Source organism: Corallococcus sp. 4LFB (assembly GCF_046520365.1).
GTDB lineage: Bacteria > Myxococcota > Myxococcia > Myxococcales > Myxococcaceae > Corallococcus > Corallococcus caeni.
Genome location: NZ_JBKGHJ010000881.1, coordinates 1 through 1,923, shown reverse-complemented (window position 1 = coordinate 1,923; position 1,923 = coordinate 1). Strand labels below are relative to the sequence as shown.

General features: G+C 75.0%; 3 protein-coding genes and 2 pseudogenes. 1 reads left to right on the top strand and 4 read right to left on the bottom strand.

Annotation, left to right across the window (positions count from 1 at the left end; genetic code table 11):
• Positions 1 to 231 (bottom strand): annotated as a pseudogene (locus ACLEQD_RS42315) (hypothetical protein); the annotation flags it as partial.
• On the opposite strand from ACLEQD_RS42315, the gene ACLEQD_RS42310 reads away from it, so the two are divergent.
• Positions 230 to 973 carry a hypothetical protein gene (locus tag ACLEQD_RS42310; RefSeq protein WP_410391627.1) on the top strand — a complete coding sequence of 248 codons (744 nt, stop codon included), beginning with the start codon at positions 230 to 232 and terminating at the stop codon, positions 971 to 973. The pseudogene ACLEQD_RS42315 and the gene ACLEQD_RS42310 overlap by 2 nt on opposite strands.
• Positions 974 to 976: 3 nt before the next feature.
• Here the strand turns inward: ACLEQD_RS42310 and ACLEQD_RS42305 are convergent, their stop codons facing one another.
• The 3 genes and pseudogenes from ACLEQD_RS42305 to ACLEQD_RS42295 all read right to left on the bottom strand — a co-directional run.
• Positions 977 to 1,177 (bottom strand): hypothetical protein, encoded by a 201-nt coding sequence (locus ACLEQD_RS42305; RefSeq protein ID WP_410391626.1) that lies wholly within the window; start codon positions 1,175 to 1,177, stop codon positions 977 to 979.
• Positions 1,174 to 1,479: a hypothetical protein gene (locus ACLEQD_RS42300; protein WP_410391625.1), complete on the bottom strand. Its 306-nt coding sequence runs from the start codon at positions 1,477 to 1,479 to the stop codon at positions 1,174 to 1,176. The genes ACLEQD_RS42305 and ACLEQD_RS42300 overlap by 4 nt, the downstream gene beginning before the upstream one ends.
• Positions 1,476 to 1,923, bottom strand: a pseudogene (locus tag ACLEQD_RS42295) (hypothetical protein); the annotation flags it as partial. The gene ACLEQD_RS42300 and the pseudogene ACLEQD_RS42295, both read right to left, overlap by 4 nt.

Below are 1,923 nucleotides of genomic sequence, written 5' to 3'. Positions count from 1 at the left end.
CTTGATGACGAACCGCGCGGGCCCGTCCGGCGACAGGTTCACGTAGCGCGCCCAGCCGCCTTCACGCAGGACGAGCGGCAGCCCGAACAGCGCATCCGGAGCGCTGTCCCGCGCCAGGGCGGGCACGGCCCCCAGGCCCACGAGCAGCACCGCCAGCAGCGCCAGGTTTCGTCCCACGCGTCCTCCCAGCTTGTCCATCGCGGAGCGCCGGACCCATAGTGCTGTTCCCATGCGCCGCCTCCTGTGTCCCGTGTGCACCGCCGTGCTGCTCTCCGCCACGCCGGCCACCTCCGCGCCCGACGCGGGCACCGCTCCGGCCCGTCCCGCCGCGACGGTGGCGCCCTCCGACGCCGGGCCCCGGCGCCAGCGGATCCGCCCATCGCCCCCGAGCGCCTCGCCGGAAGCGCGCGCCCTGGTGCCGCCCCCGCTGCTCTACGGCCAGCTCCAGCCCGTCGTGGGCACGTGGGTGGAATACACCGTCCGCCCGAAGCAGGGCACCCCCTTCCCCGTGCGCGCCGCCGTGGTGGGCGAGACGCCGCGCGAACACGACACGCTCTACCAGGTGGAGCTGGACTACCAGACCACCCCCCGCGCCCTCATCGTCGTCTGGGTGGCCCGCGCCGGCACCGGCCGCGCCCTGGTGGAGCGGCTGGCCCTCTCCGTGCCGCCCAGCGCCCCCGTCTCCATCCCCGTGGACCTGCTCGCGGACCACGCCGCGCTCCGGGGGACGCCCGTCCGCCAGCGCGACACCGACCTGCGCACCGGCCCCTTCGCCGGCAAGGGCCGCGAGCAGACCTTCCGGCTGGAGTCCGGCAAGCAGGTCACGGTGGTGACCGCGGCCCGGGTGCCCGTGTTCGGCGTGGAGTCCCTGCGCGACGCGGAGTCCACCTGGACGGCCCAGAAGGGCGGCACCGGCGCCCGGCCCGCGCTGGACGCCGTGCCGCTCGCGCTGCCCCGGCTGCCCGTGCCCTGACCTTCAGCCGAACGGGTAGCCCAGCACGCAGTAGAAGCCGCGGATGTAGATGGTGAGCGCCGCGAACATCTCCGGCGCGAACGTGGTGATGGCGCCCAGGCCGAACATGAGCGCCATCAGCAGGATGGTGAACTCCGCCATGGCCTGCCCCCGCGAGCGCGGACGCCGCAGCCACCGGTAGCCACGCGACAACCAGCCGTTCATCGATTCGACTCCTGGGGAGGGGGAGGGGAGACCCGTTCGACGACGAACGTGATCAGCGACTCCGGAGGACCGTCCTTGTCCAGCGGCGACAGCGACAGCGACACGCGCTCACCGGGGCGCTCGAAGTCGAGCAGCTCCACGCCCTTCGAGAGGCGCCGGTCCGAAGGCGCGTAGCCCCGCGAGGGCATCCGCGCCCGGTAGAACTCCGCGAGCATCCCCGGCGTGCCATGCGCCACCTGGGTGAGCGTGGTGCTGCCCGTGCCGCGCCCGGAGCCCTGCTCGTCCACGCGCAGCACCGTCACGCGCCCGGAGGCTGCGGCAGCGACGCGGGCGCCGTGCCCTGCAGGTGGATGCCCTCGGGCGCCTCCACCAGCGACGGGAACACGAGCGTGCGCGTCGTGGCGCCGCCCACGCGGATGGTGGTGACGGACACCAGCGCGCCCAGCCGCTCGTCGTAGTAGTTCACCGCGCCGCCGCCCGCGCCGTCGTCCTGCGTGACGATGTTGCGGCCCCTGAGCCGGAACTCCCGCGCGTAGAACTCCAGCACCTCGCCCGGCGGGTGGTCCGTCTCGAAGTAGCCCAGCTCCATGGGGCTGCCGTTGGCCTCCAGCCGGCCCATGGGCACCAGCGTGGCGCCGGGAAACCGTGGGAACACCCGCTGCACCCGGCCCACCTCGGGGAGCGGCGGCGCCGGAGGCAGCGCCACCTGGGGCGCGGAGGGCGCGCGCGGGGCCCGGCGGGCGCGG